Genomic DNA, 22,696 nt, shown 5'->3' on the forward strand with positions numbered 1-22,696 from the left:
GGTCGCTGCGCGGAGGCGCTCAGTGCCGTGTCAGGGCCGAGGTCTAGGCTGGAGGCATGAGCGAAACCCGTCCCCTGCCCGCGATCGGGCACCGCCCGGACGTCACCCGCACGGTGGCGCCGTTCGAGGTCGTCTCCGAATACTCCCCGTCGGGCGATCAGCCCACCGCCATCCACGACATCTCCGACCGCCTCGAGTCGGGAGAGCGCGACATCGTCCTCCTCGGCGCGACCGGCACCGGCAAGTCGGCGACCACGGCGTGGCTCATCGAACAGGTGCAGCGTCCGACGCTCATCATGGCGCCGAACAAGACGCTCGCCGCGCAGCTGGCCAACGAATTCCGTCAGCTGCTGCCGAACAACGCCGTCGAGTACTTCGTCTCCTACTACGACTACTACCAGCCCGAGGCGTACGTCCCGCAGACGGACACATTCATCGAGAAGGACTCGTCGATCAACGACGAGGTCGAGCGGCTCCGGCACTCCGCGACGAATTCGCTGTTGACCAGACGCGATGTCGTCGTCGTCTCGACCGTCTCCTGCATCTACGGCCTCGGCACGCCCGAGGAGTACGTCGACCGGATGGTCACCCTCCACAAGGGGCAGGAGTACGACCGCGACGAACTCCTCAAGCGCTTCGTGTCGATGCAGTACTCGCGCAACGACATGGCGTTCACCCGCGGCACCTTCCGGGTGCGGGGCGACACGGTCGAGATCATCCCGCAGTACGAGGAGCTCGCCCTGCGCATCGAGTTCTTCGGCGACGAGATCGAGTCCCTCCAGACCCTCCACCCGCTCACCGGAGAGATCGTCCGCGACGAGGACACGATCCACGTCTTCCCCGCCTCCCACTACGTCGCCGGGGAGAACCGGATGGGGCGGGCGATCAGCGAGATCGAGGACGAGCTGCAGTCGCGGTTGAGCGAATTCGAGGCGCAGAACAAGCTCCTCGAGGCCCAGCGCCTGAAGATGCGCACGAGCTACGATCTCGAGATGATGGAGTCGATGGGCTTCACCTCGGGCATCGAGAACTACTCCCGGCACATCGACGGACGCCCTGCGGGGTCGGCCCCGAACTGCCTGCTCGACTACTTCCCCGAGGACTTCCTCCTCGTCATCGACGAGTCCCACGTCACCGTGCCGCAGATCGGCGGCATGTACGAAGGCGACATGTCCCGCAAGCGCACCCTCGTCGAACACGGCTTCCGCCTGCCGAGCGCGATGGACAACCGGCCGCTGAAGTTCGACGAGTTCCGCGAGCGCGTCGGACAGACCGTCTACCTGTCGGCGACCCCCGGCGACTTCGAACTCGAACGGTCGGAGGGCACCGTCCAGCAGATCATCCGCCCGACCGGTCTCGTCGACCCCGAGGTCGTCGTCAAGCCGACGAAGGGCCAGATCGACGACCTCCTCGATGAGATCAGGACGCGGGTCGAGAGGAACGAGCGCGTCCTCGTCACGACCCTGACGAAAAAGATGGCCGAGGACCTCACCGACTACCTCCTCGAGCACGAGATCCGCGTCCAGTACCTCCACTCGGACGTCGACACGCTGCGCCGCGTCGAACTGCTCACCGAGCTGCGAGCCGGAGAGTTCGACGTCCTCGTCGGCATCAACCTGCTCCGTGAGGGCCTCGACCTGCCGGAGGTCTCACTCGTGGCGATCCTCGACGCCGACAAGGAGGGCTTCCTGCGCTCGGCGACCTCGCTCATCCAGACGATCGGACGCGCGGCCCGCAACGTCCACGGCGAAGTCCACATGTACGCCGACACGATCACCCGGTCGATGCAGGAGGCGATCGACGAGACGAATCGCCGTCGCGAGATCCAGATCGCCTACAACGAGGAACACGGCATCGACCCGGCGCCGCTGGTCAAGAAGATCGTCGACATCACCGAGCGCCTGCAGCGCGAGGACGCCGACACGCGCGAACTCCTCACCGAATTCGACTACGGCAAGGGCAAGCGCGGCTACAACTCGACGCTCACCGACGAACAGCGGCAGGCCGCTTCGAGCGGCGGCGGCTCGCTGCGGCCCCCGGCCGCCGATCTCACCGAGCTCATCGAGTCCCTGACGACGCAGATGCATGCGGCTGCCGCGGAACTCCAGTTCGAACTCGCCGCGCGGCTGCGCGATGAGCTCTCCGACCTCAAGAAGGAGCTGCGGGCGATGAAGGAGGTCGGCCACGCGTGAATCGGCTCCCGCAGTCTCCGCGCGCTCGGCGGAGCCGGCGGCAAAGCAGCAGGCGGGCTTGACGGGAATCCCGTCCGCGTCCTGAGAGGCGGATGCGCACAATCGCGGCAACCCGACTATACTGGTGAGGCTGGCGAAAGGGAGTATCCCGTCCATCCGTGCTCGTCACCACGACCCGTCCGCGGGTCCGGGCACGGAGCGCACGCCGCCGCAGGCCCGCCTGCCGCACCGCGACCATCCGCGGTCGGCCGACGATTCCGCGGTCACAGCGTGGGAGAGACTTTCGACACGGGTACAGTCCGTCATCACGAAAGGCCCCAATTGGATACCCTGTCCTCCACCCTCGCCGCCGGCGGCAATGCCGCCGCATCGACAGGAGCAGTCATTCCCGGCTGGTTCATGATCACCTCCGGGATCGTCGTCGTCGCGATCCTCATCTTCGACCTCCTCCTCGTCATCAAGCGCCCCCACGTCCCCTCGATGCGCGAAGCCGGCATCTGGGTCGCGTTCTACGTCGCCCTCGCCCTCGCCTTCGCCGGTTCGCTCTTCTGGATCGGCGACGCCCAGCACGGGAGTGAGTTCCTCACCGGCTGGCTGCTCGAGTACTCCCTGAGCATCGACAACCTCTTCGTCTTCATCATCATCATGGCCAGCTTCCAGGTGCCCCGGAAGTACCAGCAGGAAGTCCTCATGGTGGGCATCATCATCGCCATCATCTTCCGCGGCATCTTCATCCTCGCGGGAGCGGCGATCATCAGCGCGTTCGTCGAGGTGTTCTTCATCTTCGGCCTCTTCCTCCTCTTCGTCGCCTACCGGCAGGCCTTCAGCAGCGACGACGAAGGCGACGGCGAGAACGCGCTCATCCGCTTCCTCCGCAAGCGGATCAACGTCGTCGACGAGTACCACGGCAACAAGCTGCGCGTCGACATCGACGGCAAGAAGTACTGGACGCCCATGTTCATCGTCTTCCTCGCGATCGGCTCGACGGACGTCATGTTCGCCCTCGACTCGATTCCGGCGATCTTCGGTGTCACCCAGAACGCGTTCCTCGTCTTCACCGCCAACGTCTTCGCGCTCATGGGACTGCGCCAGCTCTACTTCCTCCTCGGCGGACTCGTCGACAAGCTCGTCTACCTCCACTACGGAATCGCGGCCATCCTCGCGTTCATCGGCGTCAAGCTCTTCCTCCACGCCCTCCACGAAACGGACGTCTCATGGCTGTCGTGGGGCAACTCCGTGCCCGAGGTCCCGACCTGGCTGTCCCTGACCTTCATCGTCGTCGCCATGGCAGTGGCGACACTCGCCTCGCTGTGGAAGATGAAGCGCGAGGGCAGGTCGTTCCGCGACGCCGGGACGACCGAAACGGAAGCCAAGCAGGACTGAGCCCGCGTTCCTGCAGGCGGCATGCGCCGCCTGCAGGGACAGCGGAGACAGCAGTGCGCGGGTGCCCCCGTCAGCGGGGGCACCCGCGCACTGCGTCGTCGGGACCGGAGTGTCGGAGACCGGAGAGCCCGGACCGGAGAGTCCGGGACCGGTGAGTCGGGGACCGGCTCAGTCCTCGGCGAACGCCCCGAACATCGGATTCCACTCACGGATCCGGGTCTCGGCGATGACACCGAGGTCGTGGTACGGGTCGCCGGTGAGCATCTCGCGGGCGGCATCCTGGTCGGCGGCGCTGACAAGCAGCAGGCCGCCGGGCTGCTCGTCGTCGGTGAACGGGCCGGAGGCGAGCATGGCACCGGACGCGTTCTGCGCGGCCTGCCACTGGCGGTGTGCGGGCCTGTGCGCGAGACGCGTCTCGGTGTCGGGGCCATAGACGTAGGTGACGGCGAAAACCGGCATCTGCCACTCCTTGAGGGATTCGAGGTCAATAGGATGGACATCAGTCTAGAGCGAAAGGTCAGTGCACAGTGGTGACGAGGCTGCAGGAGATACCGGCGGAGTTCGCCGACGAGGACACGATCTTCGAGGCGTTCGCCGAGTACTGCCGCGAACTGGGGATCGAACCCTACCCGGCGCAGGAGGAGGCGATGCTCGCGATCCTCTCCGGGGACAACACGATCGTCGCCACCCCGACGGGTTCGGGGAAGTCCCTCGTCGCGCTCTTCGCGCTCTACTGCTCGTTCACCCGCGGCATCCGGGCGTACTACACCGCACCGCTCAAAGCCCTCGTCAGTGAGAAGTTCTTCTCCCTCATCGACGCGTTCGGGCCCGAGAACGTCGGCATGATCACCGGCGACTCGACGGTCAACGGCGATGCGCCCGTCATCTGCGCGACCGCGGAGATCCTCGCCAACCAGGCCCTGCGCGAAGGCGGACTCCTCGACGTCGGCATGGTCGTCATGGACGAGTTCCACTACTTCGCCGACCCCACCCGCGGGTGGGCCTGGCAGGTTCCGCTCCTCGAACTCCCGCAGGCGCAGATGGTGCTCATGTCGGCCACGCTCGGGGAGACGGCGGAGATCCGGGCGACGATGACGGAGACGACGGGACGCGACTCCGCCCTCGTCACCTCGGCGTCGCGTCCCGTGCCGCTCGAATACGAGTACTCGACCGAACCGCTCTCCGACACCCTGCGCGCTCTCGTCCGCCACGACCGGGCACCCGTCTACGTCGTCTCGTACTCCCAGGCCGGGGCGATCGACCTCGCCACGGGCCTGCTCTCGGTCGATCTCGCGAGCAAGGAGCAGAAGGCGAGGATCGCCGAGGAGATCAGGGGATTCACGTTCTCGAAGGGATTCGGCCAGACGCTGCGCCGCCTCCTCCTCCACGGCGTCGGCGTCCACCATGCCGGGATGCTCCCGAAGTACCGCCGCCTCGTCGAGCAGCTCGCCCTCAAGGGCGTCCTCCTCGTCATCTCCGGCACCGACACCCTCGGGGTCGGCATCAACGTGCCCATCCGCACCGTGCTCCTGACCGGACTGACGAAGTTCGACGGGCGGCGGATGCGCAAGCTCAGCGTCCGCGAGTTCCAGCAGCTCGCCGGCCGGGCCGGTCGCGCCGGCTTCGACACCCGCGGGTTCGTCGTCGCCCAGGCCCCCGAGCACGTCATCGAGAACCTCCGCGCCGAGGCGAAGGCCGCCGGCGACGAGAAGAAGCGGAAGAAGGTGAAGAAGAAGTCCGCCCCCGCCGGATTCGTCGGGTGGTCCGAGGAGACCTTCGCCAAGCTCATCGAGTCCGCGCCCGAGTCCCTGCGGTCGCGGATGCGCATCGACCATTCGATGATCCTCAACCTCATCGCCCGCCCCGGATCCGATGTCGCGACGATCAGCCGGTTCATCGACGGGACGCACGAAAGCCGCGAACGCCACCTCGACCTCAAGCTCACGGCGCTGAAGATCGGCCGCTCCCTCCTCGATGCCGGACTCATCGAGCGGCGCGGGACCGAACTCGTGCCGACGGAGGACCTCGGCCCCCAGTTCGCCCTCAACCAGCCGCTCGCCCCGTTCGTCCTCGCCGGACTCGACCTCCTCGACCCCGATTCCCCGACGTGGGCGCTCGACGTCGTCTCCCTCGTCGAGGCGACGACCCCCGTGCCCTTCGCGATCCTCAAGGGCCAGCTCGACCGGATCAAGCGGGAGACGCTGGCCGAACTCAAATCCGAGGGCCTCGACTACCCGGAGCGGATGGCCATCCTCGACGAGGTGACCGGACCGAAGCCGTTGGCCGAGATCCTCGAACCCGCGTTCGACCACTTCCTCCTCTCCCACCCGTGGCTGCGGGCCGGCGACTTCGAGCCGAAGTCGATCGTGCGCGACATGGTCGAACAGGCGATGGGCTTCACCCAGTTCGTCGGCTACTACGGTCTCGCCCGCGCCGAAGGCAGCCTCCTGCGCTACCTCACCGACGTCTACCGGGCGCTGACCCACAATGTCCCGGCCGATCGGCGCGGGGAGGAGCTCCAGGACATCATCGAATGGCTCGGGGAGACGGTGGCCCGCACCGATTCCTCCCTCCTCGACGAATGGCGCACCCTCCAGGGGCTGAGCCCCACGGACTTCGGCGACGAGGAGCTTCCCGACCTCGACCGCGCGTTCTCGGCGAACACGAAGCTCTTCACCGCTGAGATCCGCAATGCGATGTTCCATCGCGTGCTGCTGGCCGAACGCGCGGACTACGCCGAACTCGGCCGCCTCGACGGGGAGTCCGGGTTCGACGAGAAGGCCTGGGAGACCGCGATCGAGGACTTCTACGACGAATACGGGGACCTGCTCGTCGACCAGACCGCCCGGGGACGGGAATATATCGACATCGTTCCCGGTTCGACCACCTGGGGTGTGCGCCAGATCCTCGCCGATCCCGACGGCAACCGCGACTGGGCGATCGATGCCGAGGTCGACGTCGCCGCGAGCGATGAGACCGGGGACATCGTCGTGCGCATCCTCGCCGTCGGAGAGATCGCCGACAGCCATGTCAGGGCCGAGTGAGACACTCCTCGCAGGCGTCGCCTCCTCCCGCCGCGACCGTCATGTCAGGACCGAGTAATACAGTGGACAGGTGATGAAAACGAACAGTGCGAACAGCGCGCAGAACCCCTCCGGCGTGTCCCATCTCGACACGCTGTGGGTCAAGGGCGCCCGCGCGCACAACCTCAAGAACGTCGAGATCGCGCTGCCGCGCGACTCCATGGTCGTCTTCACCGGACTCTCGGGGTCGGGCAAGTCGTCGCTGGCGTTCGACACGATCTTCGCCGAGGGCCAGCGCCGGTACGTCGAATCCCTGTCGTCGTACGCCCGGATGTTCCTCGGCCAGATGGACAAACCCGACGTCGACTTCATCGAAGGACTCTCCCCGGCGGTGTCGATCGATCAGAAGTCGACGTCGCGCAACCCGCGGTCGACGGTCGGCACGATCACCGAGGTCTACGACTTCCTCCGCCTCCTCTGGGCGCGCATCGGCGTGCCGCACTGTCCGATCTGCGGAGAGGTCATCACGAAGCAGACCCCGCAGCAGATCGTCGATCAGCTCCTCGAGCTGCCGGAGCGGACGAAGTTCCTCGTCCTCGCGCCCGTCGTGCGCCTGCGCAAGGGCGAATTCGTCGACCTCTTCACCGACCTGCAGGCCAAGGGCTTCTCCCGTGCCATCGTCGACGGTGAGCAGATCAGCCTGAGCGACCCGCCGACCCTGGACAAGAAGTACAAGCACACGATCTCCGTCGTCGTTGATCGCCTCGTCGCGAAGCCGGGCATGCGTCCGCGTCTCACCGACTCGGTCGAGACCGCTCTGGGACTCGCCGACGGCCGCATCGACGTCGACCTCGTCGACGAAGGTGTGACCCGCACGTTCTCCGAGCACATGTCGTGCCCGAACGAGCATCCGCTGACGATCGACGAGATCGAACCGCGGACGTTCTCCTTCAACTCGCCCTTCGGCGCGTGCCCGACGTGCGACGGCATCGGCACCCGGCTCCAGGTCGATGAGAGCCTCGTCGTCCCCGATGAGGACCTCAGCCTCGGCGCCGGCGCGATCGCCCCGTGGTCGGGCGGCAAGCAGGTGTCGAAGTACTTCAACCGCCTGCTCACCGGGCTCGGCAACGAGCTCGGCTTCACGCTCAAGACCCCGTGGAAGGATCTCACGAGCGCACAGCGCACCGCGATCCTCACCGGCAAGGACTACGAGGTCCACGTCAAGTACCGCAACCGCTTCGGCCGGGAGCGGACGTACTCGACGGGCTTCGAGGGCGTCTTCCAGTACATCCAGCGCAAACACGACGAGACCGAGTCCGACTGGTCGCGTGAGCGCTACGAGTCGTACATGCGCGAGATCCCGTGCGCCTCGTGCAACGGCACCCGGCTCAAGCCCGAGGCCCTCGCCGTCAAGGTCGGTGACCGATCGATCGCCGAGGTGGCCGAGCTCGCTCTCGACGAGGCGGCCGGCTTCCTCTCCGGACTTGAGCTCAGCGGACGTGACGCCGCCGTGGCCTCGCAGGTGATGAAGGAGATCAACGCCCGGCTCGGCTTCCTCCTCGACGTCGGCCTCGAATACCTCAGTCTCAACCGCGCCGCCGGGACGCTCTCCGGCGGTGAGGCCCAGCGCATCCGCCTGGCCACGCAGATCGGCTCGGGCCTCGTCGGCGTCCTCTACGTCCTCGACGAGCCGTCGATCGGCCTCCACCAGCGGGACAACCGCCGTCTCATCGACACGCTCATCAAGCTCAAGGACCTCGGCAACACCCTCATCGTCGTCGAACACGACGAGGACACGATCGGCGCGGCCGACTGGATCGTCGACATCGGCCCCGGCGCCGGCGAACACGGGGGAGAGGTCATCTACTCCGGTCCGGTCCCCGGGCTCAAAGACGCCGAGCGGTCGATCACCGGCGCCTACCTCGACGGGCGCAAGTCGATTGCGATCCCCACCGTGCGCAGGCCGATCGACCCCGAACGGATGGTCACCGTCGAGAAGGCGAGCGAGAACAACCTCCGCGACCTCACCGTCTCCTTCCCGCTCGGCGTCCTCACCGCGGTCACCGGGGTGTCCGGGTCCGGCAAGTCGACGCTCGTCAACGAGATCCTCTACACGCAGATGGCGAACGTCCTCAACGGCGCGTCCCGCGTGCCCGGTCGGCACAAGCGGGTGACGGGGCTGGAGAACCTCGACAAGGTCGTCCACGTCGACCAGTCGCCGATCGGCCGCACCCCGCGGTCGAATCCGGCGACGTACACCGGAGTCTTCGACCACATCCGCAGGCTCTTCGCCGAGACCGAGTCCGCGAAGGTCCGCGGCTACCAGCCGGGCCGCTTCTCCTTCAACGTCAAGGGCGGACGCTGTGAGAACTGCAGCGGTGACGGCACGATCAAGATCGAGATGAACTTCCTCCCCGACGTCTACGTCCCGTGCGAGGTGTGCGGGGGAGCCCGGTACAACCGGGAGACGCTCGAGGTGACGTTCAAGGGCAAGACGATCGCCGAGGTGCTCGACATGCCGATCGAGGAGGCCGCGGAGTTCTTCGCTGCGATCCCCGCGATCTCCCGGCACCTGTCGACCCTCGTCGACGTCGGACTCGGCTACGTCCGGCTCGGTCAGCCCGCGACGACGCTCTCCGGCGGTGAGGCGCAGCGCGTCAAGCTCGCCGCCGAACTCCAGAAGCGCTCCCGCGGTCGCACCGTCTACGTCCTCGACGAGCCGACGACCGGTCTCCACTTCGAGGACATCTCGAAGCTCCTCCACGTCCTCCAGGGGCTCGTGGAGAAGGGGAACTCCGTGATCGTCATCGAGCACAACCTCGATGTCATCGCGAACTCCGACTACGTCATCGACCTCGGCCCCGAGGGTGGTCGCGGCGGCGGTCAGGTCGTCGCCGAAGGCACCCCGGAGGAGGTCGCGAAGAACCCCGCCAACCACACCGGGCGCTTCCTCGCCGAGATGCTCGATGCCTGATCCCGCGAGCTACCGTCCGGCCACCGGCAGCATTCCCACCTCGGCCGGGGTCTACAAGTTCCGTGACCCCGACCGGCGGGTGATCTACGTCGGCAAGGCGAAGAACCTGCGGAACCGGCTCAACTCGTACTTCGCCAACCCCGCGCAGCTGCACCCGCGGACCTCGACGATGGTCCACACCGCCGCCTCGGTGGAATGGACCGTCGTCGACACCGAGGTCGAGGCGCTCCAGCTCGAGTGGACGTGGATCAACGAATTCAATCCGCGGTTCAACGTCATGTTCCGCGACGACAAGTCCTACCCGTATCTGGCGATCACGATGAACGATGAGGTGCCCCGGGCGTTCATCACCCGCGGCAAACGGCGCCGGGGCGTGAAGTACTTCGGTCCGTTCGCCCAGGTGTGGGCGATCAGGGACACTCTCGATCTCCTCCTCAAGGCGTTCCCCATGCGCACGTGCACCCCGGGGGTGTACCGCCGTGCCGAACGCAGAGGTCGACCGTGCCTGCTCGGGTACATCGACAAATGCGCTGCCCCGTGCGTCGGCGCGATCAGCATCGACGAGCATCGGGACCTCGCTCGCAGCGTCGTCGACTTCATGTCCGGCAATACGGGACGCTTCATCAGCGAGCGGAAGAAGGAGATGGCGGCCGCAGCCGCCGACCTCGACTACGAACAGGCGGCGCGGCTGCGCGACGAGCTCACCGCACTGCAGAAGGTCCTCGACAAGTCCGCCGTCGTCCTCTCCGTGTCCGCCGACTGCGATGTCTTCGCCCTCGTCACCGAGGAGCTCGAAGCCTCCGTCCAGGTCTTCCACGTCCGCGGCGGGCGCATCCGCGGGCAGCGCGGGTGGATCATCGAACGCTCCGACGACCACACTCCGGCCGAGCTGACCACCGACTACCTCCGGCAGGCGTACACGGGTCTCGACGCCGACGCGATCCCCAAGGAGATCCTCGTCGACACCGTGCCCGCCGACCTCGACTCGCTCGAAGCCTGGCTGAGCGAACAGCGCGGAGCCAAGGTCACCGTCCGGGTGCCCGAACGCGGCGAGAAGAAGGCCGTGCTCGAGACGGTGACGAAGAACGCGAAGGAGGCGCTCGTCCAGCACAAGCTCAAGCGCTCCTCCGACCTGACGACCCGCAGCACCGCGCTCAAGGAGATCCAGGAGCACCTCGACCTGCCCGAGGCGCCGCTGCGCATCGAGTGCATCGACATCTCCCACACGCAGGGCTCGAACGTCGTCGCGAGCCTCGTCGTCTTCGAGGACGGCCTGGCGAAGAAGCGCGACTACCGGCACTTCGCGATCCATGGTGAGGCGGCGACCGACGACACCGCCTCGATGTACGACGTCGTCTCCCGGCGCTTCAGCCGCTACCTCGAGCAGATGGCGTCCGACGAACCCGACGACCGCTTCGGGTACCGCCCCAGTCTCCTCGTCGTCGACGGCGCCGGACCCCAGGTCGCCGCGGCGACCCGGGCGCTGCACGACCTCGGCATCGTCGACATCTCCGTCGTCGGCCTCGCCAAGCGCCTCGAGGAGGTCTGGGTCCCCGACGACCCGTTCCCCGTCATCCTCCCGCGCAACTCCGAGGGACTCTTCCTCATGCAGCGCCTGCGGGATGAGGCGCACCGCTTCGCGATCACCTACCACCGGTCGAAGCGGGCGAAGGCGATGACGAGCTCCGTCCTCGACGAGATCCCCGGCCTCGGCGAGGCGAAGCGGACGGCGCTGCTCAAGCACTTCGGCTCGGTGAAGCGGACGCGGGCGGCCAGCGTCGAGCAGCTCTGCGAGGTCAAGGGGATCGGACCGGCCCTGGCGGAGAAGATCGCCGCGGCCCTGCAGACGGACTGAGCCCCAGCACGCCGAGCCCCAGCACCCCGAGCCCCAGCACCCCGAGCTGAACGGGCACTGAGATCGACGCCCCGTGGGCGTGCTCTACAGTAGTGTTCGATATGAGCGACCGTGCGCGGTCGCTCGGAGCCGGGGACACGAGGAGGACGCATGACCACACAGGCCGACGACCACCCCATCGAGGTCGTCCTCGTCACCGGCATGTCCGGGGCCGGGCGGACCACCGTGGCCAACGTCCTCGAAGACCTCGACTGGTACGTCGTCGACAACCTGCCGCCGCAGATGATGCGCACCCTCGTCGAACTCGTCGCCCGCGCCGACGGCGCCGTGCCGAAGATCGCGATCGTCACCGACTCGAAGGGCCGGGCGAAGTACACGGAGCTCGAGGACACGATCTCCGACTTCCTCGACCAGGGGCTGTCGCTGCGCATCCTCTACCTCGACGCCGCCGACGAGGTCCTCGTCCGCCGTTTCGAATCCACCCGCCGGCCGCACCCGCTGCAGGGGGAGGGGACCCTCCTCGAGGGGATCGAAGCCGAACGTGAGGCCCTCGAATCCCTCAAGCACCGTGCCGACATCATCATCGACACCTCCGACCTCAACGTCCACCAGCTCGGCGCCGAGGTGCGCAAGCGCTTCAGCGCCGACGACGCCCCGCCGCTGCGGCTGACGGTGATGAGCTTCGGCTTCAAGTACGGCCTGCCCAAGGACGCCGACAACGTCGCCGACGTGCGCTTCCTGCCCAATCCGTACTGGATTCCCCATCTGCGCGGACACAACGGGCTCGACTCCGATGTCGCCGACTACGTGCTCGGACAGAACGGCGCCGAGGAGTTCATCGAACGCTACACCGCCACCCTCGACACGATCGCGCAGGGCTACCTCCGGGAGGGCCGCGGCTACGCCCTCATCGGCATCGGCTGCACCGGCGGCAAGCATCGGTCGGTGGCGATCAGCGAACGCATCGCGAAGGGCCTGGCCGCCCGCACCGGCATTCCCGTCACCGTGCGCCATCGCGACCTGGGGAGGGAATGACATGGAGACCGAGGATCTCCCGCAGATCACCCCGGCCGTCATCAACAAGGGTCCGAAGATCGTGTCCTTCGGCGGCGGTCACGGTCTCTACGCCGCGCTGCGCGCGTTCCGGCTGCTCACCGAATCGCTCACGGCCGTCGTCACCGTCGCCGATGACGGCGGCTCCTCCGGTCGGCTGCGCGACGAGCTCGGCGGGCTGCCGCCCGGGGACCTGCGCATGGCTCTGGCCGCGCTCTGCGACGACGGGAACTGGGGCAAGACGTGGCGCGACGTCATCCAGCACCGCTTCGAATCGAGCGGGGAGCTCAACGGCCACGCCGTCGGCAACCTCCTCATCGCCGCCCTCTGGCAGATCCACGGCGACCACGTGGCAGGCCTCGACTGGATGGCGAAGCTGCTGCGCGCCCACGGCCGCGTGCTGCCGATGTCCTCGGTGCCGCTGACGATCGAAGCCGACGTCCAGTTCCCCGGTTCGTTCCAGGTTGTGCGCGGACAGTCGGTGCTCGCCTCGACCCGCGGTCATGTCGAATCCGTCCGCCTCGACCCCGCGGATCCGCCGGCCCGTTATGAGACCGTCGAAGCCGTCGCCGAGGCGGAGGTCCTCAACCTCGGTCCCGGCTCGTGGTACACCTCGGTGATGCCGCACCTGCTCGTGCCCTCCCTCGCCGATGCGATCGTGCGGTCGAACGCGGTGAAATCCCTCACGCTCAACCTCTCGTCCTCGGACGGGGAGACGAGGGACCTCAGCCTCGGTCAGCACCTCATGTCGCTGCACCGCCACGCGCCCGCCCTCACCCTCGACTACGTGCTCGTCGACGAGGCGTCCGTGGTCGCCGAACCGGAGCTCGAGCACCATGCGCGGGAGATGTTCGACGCCAAACTCCGCGTGCATCCGCTCAGCTCCCGGCGGGCAGGGCAGCATGACAGCCTCAAGCTCGCAGCATGTTACCGTGACATGTTGGTTGACGCCGGGATCGACGTCGACGAGCAGTGGTAGGACCGATCCGTGCAGGAGGACGAACAATGGCATTGACCGCTCAGGTCAAGGATGAGCTGGCGAGGGTGAAGATCACCCGCACCTCGGCTCGGAAGGCCGAAGTGTCCTCGATCTTCCGCTTCTCCTCCGCCCTCCACCTCGTCAACGGCTCGATCGTGCTCGAAGCCGAACTCGACACCGCGCAGGCCGCGAAGCGTCTGCGCAGCGAGATCAAGGATCTCTACGGCCAGTTCGCCGACATCGTCGTCATCAACGCCGCCGGCATCCGCCGCTCCAACCGCTACCTGCTGCGCGTCACCCGCGACGGCGGGGCGTTGGCCCGCCAGACCGGGCTCGTCGACAACCGCGGCCGACCCGTGCGCGGTCTGCCCTCGGCGATCGTCAACGGCTCCGTCGCCGATGCCGAGGCCGCCTGGCGCGGGGCCTTCCTCTCCCACGGCTCACTCACCGAACCCGGCCGCTCCTCCGCCCTCGAGGTCACGTGCCCCGGCCCCGAGGCGGCACTCGCACTCGTCGGAGCCGCTCGGCGGCTGGGCCTGAGCGCGAAGGCCCGCGAGGTCCGCGGCGTCGACCGCGTCGTCATCCGCGACGGCGACGACATCGCCGCTCTGCTCACGCGCATGGGCTCTCACAACGCGGTCCTCGTGTGGGAGGAGCGGCGGATGCGCCGCGAGGTCAGGGCGACGGCCAACCGACTCGCGAACTTCGACGACGCCAATCTGCGCCGCTCCGCCCGGGCCGCCGTGGCGGCAGGCGCTCGCGTCGAACGGGCGCTGGAGATCCTCGGCGAGGACGTGCCCGAACACCTCCGCTACGCCGGGCAGCTGCGCGTCACCCACAAACAGGCCTCCCTCGAGGAGCTCGGACAGCTCGCCGACCCGCCGATGACGAAGGACGCCGTGGCCGGACGCATCCGGCGGCTGCTGTCGACGGCGGACAAGCGGGCGGAAGAATTGGGAATTCCTGGGACTGAAGCAAGTCTCACTCCCGACATGCTCGAAGACCGATAGGATTCGAGCATGAGACGAATCGCAATCAATGGCTTCGGCCGCATCGGTCGCGCCCTCTTCCGCCTGTCCCTCGAACCCGGTGCCGACTTCGAAGTCGTCGCCATCAACGACCTCACCGACACTGCGACGCTCGCCCACCTGCTCGCCTACGACTCCGTGTGGCCGCGCTTCGACCACACCGTCGAGGCCGGGGAGGACTCGCTCATCGTCGACGGCCGTGAGATCGCCGTCTTCTCGGAGAAGAACCCCGCCGACATCGAGTGGACCGCGAAGGACGTCGAACTCGTCGTCGAATCGACCGGCATCTTCACCCGCCGCGACCAGGCCGAGGCCCACCTCGGCGGGTCCGTGAAGACCGTTGTCCTCTCCGCTCCCGGCAAGGATGTCGACGCGACATTCGTCATGGGCGTCAATGAGGAGACGTACGACCCGGAGAAGCACGAAGTCGTCTCCAACGCCTCGTGCACGACGAACTGCATGGCCACAGTCGTCAAGGCCCTCGACGACGCGATCGGCGTGGAATCCGGACTGCTCAACACCGTTCACGCCTACACCGGCGACCAGAAGCTCGTCGACGGTCCGCACCGCGACCTCCGCCGCGCTCGCGCGGCCGCGATCAACATCGTGCCGACGACGACCGGCGCCGCCCGCACCGTCGGCAAGGTCATGCCCCACCTCGAGGGCAAGCTCGACGGCTTCGCGATCCGGGTGCCCGTGCCCGCCGGATCGATCATCGACTTCACCTTCACCCCGAAGAAGCCGGTCACCCGCGACGAGGTCAACGCGATCCTCAAGGCCGCCGCAGAGGACTCGCCCTACCTCGACTACACCGAGGCGGCCCTCGTCTCCACGGACATCGTCGGGACCACCGCCTCGGCGATCGCCGACTCGGAGCTGACGATGGTCCTCGGCGACCAGGTCAAGGTCGTCGCGTGGTACGACAATGAGTGGGGCTACTCGAACCGACTCAAGGACATGGTCAGCTACCTTCTGCGCGAAAGGCCCCAATGAGGACATTCACGGACCCGGAGATCTTCGCCCACCGGACGGTGCTCGTCCGCAGCGATCTTAACGTTCCCATGGACGGGACGACGATCACTGACAGCGGACGCATCCTCGCATCCGCGGCGACGATCCGATCCCTCGCCGAGGCGGGGGGCCGGGTGATCGTCATCTCCCACCTCGGCCGCCCGAAGGGCGAACCCGACCCGCACTTCTCGCTCGCCCCGATCGCCGGCGAACTCGCCGCCGCGATCGGCCGCGACGTCGCCTTCGCCTCCGACACCGTCGGTGAGGATGCGCAGGCGAAGGTCGCAGCGCTCGGCGACGGGGACGTCCTCCTCCTCGAGAACCTCCGGTTCAACCCGGGGGAGACCTCGAAGGACGAGACCGAACGGCGCGCATTCGCCGAGCAGCTCGCGGCGTTCGCCGACGACTTCGTCTCCGACGGATTCGGCGTCGTCCATCGCAAGCAGGCCTCGGTCTACGAACTCGCGCAGCTCCTGCCGCACTATGCCGGTTCGCTCGTCCAGGCCGAGGTCGAGGTCAGCGACCGTCTCCTCAACTCGCCGGAGCGGCCCTTCACCGTCGTCCTCGGCGGCTCGAAGGTCTCCGACAAGCTCGGGGTCATCGACAACCTCATCGACTGCGCCGACAACCTCCTCATCGGCGGCGGCATGGTCTTCACGTTCCTCGCCGCGCTCGGCCACGACATCGGTGCGAGCCTCGTCGAGAAGGACCGCATTGACGATGTCAAGGGCTACCTCGACCGTGCCGAGAAGGGCGGGGCGCGGATCATGCTCCCCACCGACATCGTCATGGCCGCCGCCTTCGCCCCCGACGCCGAGAACTGGGTGCGTCCCGTCGACCGCCTCGAGGACACCCCGGCCGGCGCTGAGGGACTCGGCCTCGACATCGGCCCCGACACCGCACGGGCCTACGCCGAGGTGATCGCCGACTCCGCGACCGTGTTCTGGAACGGCCCCATGGGCGTCTTCGAGTTCCCGGCCTTCGCCGCGGGCACGAAGACCGTGGCCGCTGCCCTCACGGCCACCGCCGAGGGGGCGCGAGCCGACCGGCTCACCGTCGTCGGCGGGGGAGACTCCGCGGCCGCGGTGCGGGCGCTCGGCTTCTCCGACGACGAATTCGGCCACATCTCCACCGGCGGCGGGGCGAGCCTCGAATACCTCGAAGGCAAGACCCTGCCCGGCATCGACGCTCTCGCGTGAGGACGACCCACCATGACTGACCGCACACTGCTGCTCGCCGGCAACTGGAAGATGAACCACGACCACCTCGAGGCGATCTCGACAGTCCAGAAGCTCGCGTGGGCACTCGAGGACGCCAAGCTCGACGACTCCCAGCTCGAGGTCGTCGTCGTCCCGCCGTTCACCGACATCCGCTCCGTGCAGACGCTCGTCCAGGGCGACAAACTGTGGCTGCGCTACGGCGCCCAGGACGTGTCCCGCCACGAACCGGGCGCGCACACCGGGGAGATCGCCGCGTCGTTCCTCTCCCGCCTCGGCTGCTCGTTTGTCGTCGTCGGCCACAGCGAGCGCCGCGCCGACAACCACGAGACCTCCGACGTCGTCGCCGCGAAGGTCAAGGCCGCGCTCGGCCACGACCTCACCCCCATCGTCTGCGTCGGCGAGTCCCTGGCCGAGCGCGAGGACGGCACCCACGTCGACTTCACCCTGGGCCAGCTCGACGACTCGCTGTCCGGCCTCTCGGCCGAGGAGCTCAGCGGGCTCGTCGTCGCCTACGAACCCGTGTGGGCGATCGGCACGGGGAAGACGGCGACGGCCGCTGATGCCGCAGAGATGGCCGCGGCGATCCGCGGTCGCCTGCGGGAGAAGTACGGCGACAGCCTCGCCGACACCACGCGGATCCTCTACGGCGGGTCGGTGAAGACCGACAACGTCGCCGACATCCTCGTCTCCGACGACGTCGACGGCGCACTCGTCGGGGGTGCGAGCCTGAGCGGGCCCGACTTCGCCGCTTTGTGCAAGGCCGCCGTCGGCAAGTAGACTGAACCCCAAATCCTCTGACAGAAACACAGGTTGAACTCGACGTGGAAATACTGACCTACGTACTCATCGGCGTGCTCGTCCTCACGAGCATCTTCCTCACCCTGCTCATCCTCATGCACAAGGGCAAGGGCGGCGGCATGTCCGACATGTTCGGCGGCGGCATGTCCTCCTCGCTGGGGTCCTCCGGCGTCGCCGAGCGCAACCTCAACCGGTTCACCGCGCTCATGGCGATCGTCTGGGGTGCGTCGATCATCCTCCTCGGACTCATCACGCGCTTCAACAGCTGAGCGGGCGGACCACCCGACGAAGCGCAGAACCGACGAAGGCCCTCACCGTTACCGGTGAGGGCCTTCGCTGTGTTCGCCAGGTCAGTCGACTCCGAAGTGGTGGTGCGGGGCGACCTCGGAGACGGCGCTGCGGAGCTGTTCGAGACCGCGGGCCCGATCGGTGAGATGGACCCGGAGCACCGGACGCCCCTTCGCCCGCAGGGCCGCGGCATCGCCGAGCGCCTGCGCCTGCTCGAGTTCACCGAACCCGTAGCCGCGGCCGGGCACGAGGAGTTCCGTGCGCGGGTCGGCCGTGATCTGGAGGAACACGCCGTTGGGGTGCCCGCCCTTGTGGTACTGGCCCGTCGAGTGGAGGTAGCGCGGGCCGAATCCGAACGTCGTCTGCACCCCGGCGTGCCGGGAGACGAGCGGACGGAGGTCGACCGCCTCGGCGTCGCCGAGCCGATCGAGGTAGGCCTGGATGGCGACGTAGCCGTACTCGTCGACCTGTGCGAAGAGCTCACGGAGGGCCCCGACGAGGTCGTCGGCCTCATCGATGTCGCCGTAGACCTCGACGGCGCCGTCGACGAACGCCGGGATCTCCTCGGCGTGGGTGCCCGTGTCGAGGGCCTCCCGGGCGAAGGCCTTCGCCGCCTCGACATCCGGCTGATCGAATGGGTCGACTCCGATGCTGTAGCCGGCGATCGCCGTGGCGAACTCCCAGAAGAGGAACTGCTCGCCCAGATCGCCGTCGACCTCGGCGTTGAAGCCCGAGGGCGCGCCGATCGTCGTGGCCGGTCCGAGCGTGCAGAGCAGGGCATCGGCGCGGGCGTCGGCGAAGCCGACATCACCGGGTTCGTCGAGGACGACGGGGAGGATCCCCTGGCCGTCCTTGCCGAGCGATTCGGCGATGAGCTGCTCGACCCAGGCTCCCAGACCGTCAAGCGCCGCCGAGGTGGGGGCGAGGACGAGCTTCTCCGTGGCCCGGGCGTGGGCGATGCCCAGCCAGGTGCCGAACCGCAGCGCCGGATTGTCCGCGCTGTCGGCGCCGAGGTCGGCGGCGATGCCCGCCGCGGACTCGACGATCCGGCGGATGTCGACCCCGGCGAGACCGGCAGGGACGAGGCCGAACGGGGAGAGCGCACTGAACCGGCCGCCGACGTTCGGGTCGGCGTGGAACGTCGCCAGGTAGCCCTCGGCACTCGCGAGCTCAGCGAGTTCGGTCCCCGGATCGGTGATCGCGATGAACCGGCTGGCCGGGTCGATGCCGACGGCCTCGAACGCCGCGGCGAACGCACGCCGGATGGCGTCGGTCTCGATCGTCGTCCCCGACTTCGAGGCGATGACGAGGACGGTGTGGTCGAGGTCGGTGCCGATCGCCTCGGCGACCTGATTGGGATCGGTCGAATCGACGATCTCGAGGTCGACCCCGGCCCACGCCGCCATCACCTCGGGAGCGAGCGAGGAGCCGCCCATGCCGGTGAGGCTGATCGAACGCAGACCCTGCGCTGCCAACTCCTCGCGCAGCGCCTCGATTTCGGTGACGAGCTCACCGGCCCGGCCGGCGAGATCGACCCAGCCGAGACGATCGGCGGCGACGGAGTCGGAGAAGACGCTCGCGTCCTGCGCCGCGATCCGGGAGGGCACCCGGGCGCTGAGCAGGCGGTCGAGCTCGGCGTCGAACTCCGCACTGATGGGAACGCTGAGTTCGACTCTCATGCGCGCTCCAATGCCCGACGGACGGTGCCCTGGAGCTCGGTCCAGCTGACGTCGAACTTCTCCAGGCCCTCGGTCTCGAGGACGGTCATGACATCGGCGTAGTCGATGCCGAGCCCGGCGAGTCGGTCGAAGACCTCATCGGCGGCCCGGTAGTCCTCGGCGGCGATGGGAGCCCCGACCTCGCCGTGGTCGGCGAAGGCGCGCAGCGTCGCCTCGGGCATCGTGTTGACGGTGTCGGGGGAGACGAGACCGGTGACGTACATCGTGTCCGGGTAGTCCGGGTTCTTCACGCCGGTCGACGCCCACAGGAGCCGCTGGGGCTGAGCTCCGGCGAGTTCGAGGACGCGGAAGCGCTCGGAGGTGAAGAGCTGCGAGTGGATCTCGTGGGCGAGCACGCAGTTGGCGATGCCCGCGCGACCGGCGAGCTCCGCGGCGGCCGGGTCGTCGAGGGCGGCGAGGCGCTTGTCGATCTCCGCATCGACGCGGGAGACGAAGATCGAGGCGACCGAGCGGATCGTCGAGAGATCGTGGCCGGCGGCCCGCGCCTTCTCCAGTCCCTGGAGGTACGCCTCGACGACGTGCCGGTAGCGCGAGAGAGAGAACACGAGCGTGACGTTGACGCTGATGCCGGCGCCGATGGTGTCGGCGATCGCGCTCAGACCCTCCTCGGTGGCGGGGATCTTGATCATCGCGTTCGGCTCGCCGACCCGCTCCCACATGAGCTTCGCCGCCGACGCCGTGCCCGCGGTGTCGCGGGCCAGCGGTGGGGGGACCTCGATCGAGACGCGTCCGTCGGCGCCCTCGGTGGCGTCGTAGACGGGACGCAGCAGCCGGGCAGCGGCGGCGACATCGTCGGTGGTCAGCGATTCGATCGCCTCTTCGACGTCGGCACCGGAGGCGGCGAGGTCGGAGAGCGCGCCGTCATAGCTGTCGGAGCCGGCGATCGCGGTGGCGAAGATCGTCGGGTTCGTCGTCACCCCGGTCACCGACGACTCATCGATGAGGGTCTGGAGGTCTCCGGACTCGAGCCGGGTGCGGGACAGATCGTCGAGCCACACGGACACGCCGGCCTCGGTGAGGCGGGTGAGGTTCTCGCTCATGCTTCTCCCTTCGCTGCTGCAATGGATTCCTCGGCCGCGGCGACGACCGCCTCGGCGGTGATGCCGAACTTCTCGAAGAGCGTCGCGGCGTCCGCTGAGGCGCCGAAATGCTCGAGGGACACGGCCCGGCCGGCATCGCCGAGGTAGCGGTGCCAGCTCATCGCCGATCCGGCTTCGACGCTGACGCGAGCCTTGAGCGACCGGGGGAGGACGGCATCGCGGTAGTCCTCGTCCTGGGCGTCGAACCATTCCTGGCTCGGCATCGAGATGACGCGAGCCGCGATTCCCTTGGTCTCGAGCTCCTCGGCAGCGGCGATCGCGAGCTGGATCTCCGAGCCGGTGGCGATGATCGCGACCTGCGGGTCGTCGCCGGTGTCGAGGAGGACGTAGCCGCCGCGGGCCGCCTCGGAGGCCGGGGCGTACTTCGTCCGGTCGAGGGTCGGCACGGCCTGCCGGCTGAGGATGAGGCCGCTGGGGCCGTCGGTGCGGTCGAGGATCTTCCGCCACACGACCGCGGTCTCGTTGGCATCGGCGGGGCGGACGACGTCGAGGCCGGGGATCGCGCGCAGGGCCGAGAGATGCTCGACGGGCTGATGGGTGGGGCCGTCCTCACCGAGGCCGATCGAATCATGGGTCCACACGAAGATGTTCGGCAGCTTCTGGATGGCGGCCAGGCGCACGGCGGGTCGCTGGTAGTCGCTGAAGACGAGGAACGTGCCGTTGTAGGGGCGGGTCCCGCCGTGGAGGGCGATGCCGTTGCCGATGAGGCCGGCGGAGAACTCGCGGACGCCGAAGTGGATGTTGCGTCCGTACGGGTTGCCGGAGAACGAGTCCGTCGAGCGGTCGGTCGGCAGGAAGCTCGGGTCGGCCTTGATGAGGGTGTTGTTCGACCCCGCGAGGTCGGACGACCCGCCCCAAAGTTCGGGCATCCGGGCCGCGATGGCATTGAGCACCTGGCCGGAGGCGGCGCGGGTTGCGATGCCCTTCGCGTCGGCGTCGAAGACGGGGAAGTCTCCGTCGAGGCCCTCGGGCAGGGTGCGGGTGGAGAGGCGGTCGAACAGCGCGGCGCGGTCGCCGTTGGCGTCGCGCCATGCCGCGTACTTCTCCTTCCACGCGAGGTGAGCGGCGCGGCCGCGCTCCTCGGCGCTGCGGCGGGTGTGCTCGAGCACCTCGGGGGAGATCGCGAAGGTCGCATCGGGATCGAAGCCGAGCAGCTCCTTCGTCGCCCGCACCTCCTCCTCACCGAGGGCGGCGCCGTGCGCGGCCCCCGTGTTCCGGGCGTTCGGGGCCGGCCACGCGATGATCGTCGAGAGGCGGATGAAGGAGGGACGGGAGTCGGCGCGCGCGGCCTCGACGGCGGCGTGGAGGGCATCGAGGTCCTCGGTGTACTCTCCGTCGGCAGTCCAGTCGACGTGCTGGACGTGCCAGCCGTAGGCCTCATAGCGCGCCGCGGTGTCCTCGCCGAAGGCGATCGCGGTGTCGTCCTCGATGGAGATGCGGTTGTCGTCCCAGATGACGATGAGGTTCGACAGCTCCTGGGTGCCGGCGAGCGAGGAGGCCTCACCGGAGACGCCCTCCTCCATGTCGCCGTCGGAGGCGAGGACGATGATGTCGTGGTCGAACGGCGAAGTGCCGGGGGCGGCGTCGGGATCGAAGAGTCCGCGTTCGCGGCGGGAGGCCATCGCCATGCCCACCGCCGAGGCGACACCTGAGCCGAGCGGGCCCGTGGTGATCTCGACACCGGGAGTGTGCCCGACCTCGGGGTGGCCGGGAGTGAGCGAATCCCACGTGCGCAGCGCCTTGAGGTCGTCGAGCTCGAGGCCGATGCCGGCGAGGTAGAGCTGGACGTACTGCGTCAGCGAGCTGTGACCGAGGGAGAGGACGAAGCGGTCACGGCCGACCCACGTGGGATCGGACGGGTCGAGCGTGAGGGCCTTCTGGTAGAGGTAGTAGGCGACGGGAGCGAGGCTCATCGCGGTGCCGGGGTGTCCGTTTCCGACCTTCTGCACGGCGTCTGCGGCGAGGAGGCGGGCGGTGTCGACTGCCTGTGAGTCGAGGTCTGTCCAGGACAGGGCATTCATGTCTGAGAGCGTTCCTTCTGTCGTCGGCGATG

General features: G+C 68.1%; 16 protein-coding genes. 12 read left to right on the forward strand and 4 right to left on the reverse strand.

Annotated features, from left to right (window positions below; translation table 11 throughout):
• Positions 1-56: 56 nt before the first annotated feature.
• Complete coding sequence (gene uvrB, locus FFS20_RS00620) at positions 57-2,192, forward strand: excinuclease ABC subunit UvrB (protein WP_137823998.1); 2,136 nt, start codon at positions 57-59, stop codon at positions 2,190-2,192.
• 321 nt (positions 2,193-2,513) lie between these two features.
• A complete protein-coding gene (locus FFS20_RS00625; RefSeq protein WP_171006930.1) occupies positions 2,514-3,575 on the forward strand; it encodes a TerC/Alx family metal homeostasis membrane protein in 1,062 nt (353 codons plus the stop codon).
• Positions 3,576-3,743: 168 nt separating this feature from the next.
• Here the strand turns inward: FFS20_RS00625 and FFS20_RS00630 are convergent, their stop codons facing one another.
• On the reverse strand, positions 3,744-4,034 hold the full coding sequence (locus FFS20_RS00630; RefSeq protein WP_137823999.1) for a YciI family protein: 291 nt from the start codon (positions 4,032-4,034) through the stop codon (positions 3,744-3,746).
• Positions 4,035-4,105: 71 nt separating this feature from the next.
• Between FFS20_RS00630 and FFS20_RS00635 the strand changes: the two genes are divergently transcribed.
• The 10 genes from FFS20_RS00635 to secG all read left to right on the forward strand — a co-directional run bounded on the left by FFS20_RS00635 (position 4,106) and on the right by secG (position 17,785).
• A complete protein-coding gene (locus tag FFS20_RS00635) occupies positions 4,106-6,619 on the forward strand; it encodes a DEAD/DEAH box helicase (RefSeq protein ID WP_137824000.1) in 2,514 nt (837 codons plus the stop codon).
• Positions 6,620-6,692: 73 nt separating this feature from the next.
• Positions 6,693-9,572: an excinuclease ABC subunit UvrA gene (uvrA, locus tag FFS20_RS00640; protein ID WP_137824001.1), complete on the forward strand. Its 2,880-nt coding sequence runs from the start codon at positions 6,693-6,695 to the stop codon at positions 9,570-9,572.
• Positions 9,565-11,427 carry an excinuclease ABC subunit UvrC gene (gene uvrC / locus FFS20_RS00645; RefSeq protein ID WP_137824002.1) on the forward strand — a complete coding sequence of 621 codons (1,863 nt, stop codon included), beginning with the start codon at positions 9,565-9,567 and terminating at the stop codon, positions 11,425-11,427. The genes uvrA and uvrC overlap by 8 nt, the downstream gene beginning before the upstream one ends.
• A gap of 150 nt (positions 11,428-11,577) precedes the next feature.
• Entirely contained in the window at positions 11,578-12,462 is an 885-nt protein-coding gene (gene rapZ, locus FFS20_RS00650) for an RNase adapter RapZ (RefSeq protein ID WP_137824003.1), read from the forward strand.
• 1 nt (position 12,463) lies between these two features.
• Positions 12,464-13,459, forward strand: a complete 996-nt coding sequence (gene yvcK / locus FFS20_RS00655) for a uridine diphosphate-N-acetylglucosamine-binding protein YvcK (RefSeq protein ID WP_137824004.1) — start codon at positions 12,464-12,466, stop codon at positions 13,457-13,459.
• A gap of 26 nt (positions 13,460-13,485) precedes the next feature.
• A complete protein-coding gene (gene whiA / locus FFS20_RS00660) occupies positions 13,486-14,469 on the forward strand; it encodes a DNA-binding protein WhiA (RefSeq protein ID WP_137824005.1) in 984 nt (327 codons plus the stop codon).
• A gap of 9 nt (positions 14,470-14,478) precedes the next feature.
• Positions 14,479-15,480, forward strand: a complete 1,002-nt coding sequence (gap, locus tag FFS20_RS00665; protein WP_137824006.1) for a type I glyceraldehyde-3-phosphate dehydrogenase — start codon at positions 14,479-14,481, stop codon at positions 15,478-15,480.
• Positions 15,477-16,697 carry a phosphoglycerate kinase gene (locus FFS20_RS00670; protein WP_137824007.1) on the forward strand — a complete coding sequence of 407 codons (1,221 nt, stop codon included), beginning with the start codon at positions 15,477-15,479 and terminating at the stop codon, positions 16,695-16,697. Before gap ends, FFS20_RS00670 begins: the two co-directional genes overlap by 4 nt.
• 12 nt (positions 16,698-16,709) lie before the next feature.
• Positions 16,710-17,495 (forward strand): triose-phosphate isomerase, encoded by a 786-nt coding sequence (tpiA, locus tag FFS20_RS00675; RefSeq protein WP_137824008.1) that lies wholly within the window; start codon positions 16,710-16,712, stop codon positions 17,493-17,495.
• A gap of 44 nt (positions 17,496-17,539) precedes the next feature.
• Positions 17,540-17,785, forward strand: a complete 246-nt coding sequence (gene secG, locus FFS20_RS00680) for a preprotein translocase subunit SecG (protein ID WP_137824009.1) — start codon at positions 17,540-17,542, stop codon at positions 17,783-17,785.
• 81 nt (positions 17,786-17,866) lie between these two features.
• On the opposite strand, the gene FFS20_RS00685 is transcribed toward secG, so the two are convergent.
• From FFS20_RS00685 to tkt, 3 genes are read right to left on the reverse strand one after another with little or no spacing between them, the layout of a single operon-like run.
• Positions 17,867-19,483, reverse strand: a complete 1,617-nt coding sequence (locus FFS20_RS00685; protein WP_137824010.1) for a glucose-6-phosphate isomerase — start codon at positions 19,481-19,483, stop codon at positions 17,867-17,869.
• Positions 19,480-20,583, reverse strand: a complete 1,104-nt coding sequence (gene tal, locus FFS20_RS00690) for a transaldolase (RefSeq protein WP_137824011.1) — start codon at positions 20,581-20,583, stop codon at positions 19,480-19,482. Before tal ends, FFS20_RS00685 begins: the two co-directional genes overlap by 4 nt.
• The gene (tkt, locus tag FFS20_RS00695; RefSeq protein WP_137824012.1) at positions 20,580-22,664 is read right to left on the reverse strand and encodes a transketolase; all 2,085 of its coding nucleotides are present in this window, start codon (positions 22,662-22,664) and stop codon (positions 20,580-20,582) included. Before tkt ends, tal begins: the two co-directional genes overlap by 4 nt.
• Positions 22,665-22,696: the final 32 nt, after the last annotated feature.

The organism is Brevibacterium sp. 2SA, assembly GCF_005502845.1.
GTDB lineage: Bacteria > Actinomycetota > Actinomycetes > Actinomycetales > Brevibacteriaceae > Brevibacterium.